The organism is Halomonas marinisediminis, from assembly GCF_004347715.1.
In the GTDB taxonomy this organism is placed as follows: domain Bacteria; phylum Pseudomonadota; class Gammaproteobacteria; order Pseudomonadales; family Halomonadaceae; genus Halomonas; species Halomonas icarae.
The window spans coordinates 1-300 of record NZ_SLTR01000263.1 but is presented as its reverse complement, the minus strand read 5'-3'; the positions used below and the strand labels follow the sequence as shown (position 1 = coordinate 300).

The following is a 300-nucleotide window of genomic DNA, read 5'->3' as shown; positions in this document are numbered from 1 at the left end:
GGCTGTGATGTCTTCACCATTTAGCCAAGCTTTATGTACCCATACCAAGTGGTTTAAGCCAGCAAATTCCAACTGCAACTCTTCCTGCTTGCAGTTCATCATTTCCGCCACCATCATGCGCATTGATACAGGCACGTTACACAAGCCAATGCTTTTCACTTTGGTATGCTTATTCACCGCTTCAGACACTAAACCTGCTGGGTTAGTAAAGTTAAGCATCCAAGCATTTGGCGCTAACTCTTCAATATCACGGCAAATATCCAATATTACAGGGATGGTGCGCAGCGCTTTAGCAAACCC

1 protein-coding gene is annotated in these 300 nt (G+C 45.0%); it reads right to left on the bottom strand.

What is annotated here, in order from left to right; translation table 11 throughout:
* On the bottom strand, positions 1 to 300 hold a 300-nt coding region (locus E0702_RS16625), incomplete at both ends, for a family 4 glycosyl hydrolase (protein WP_439952342.1).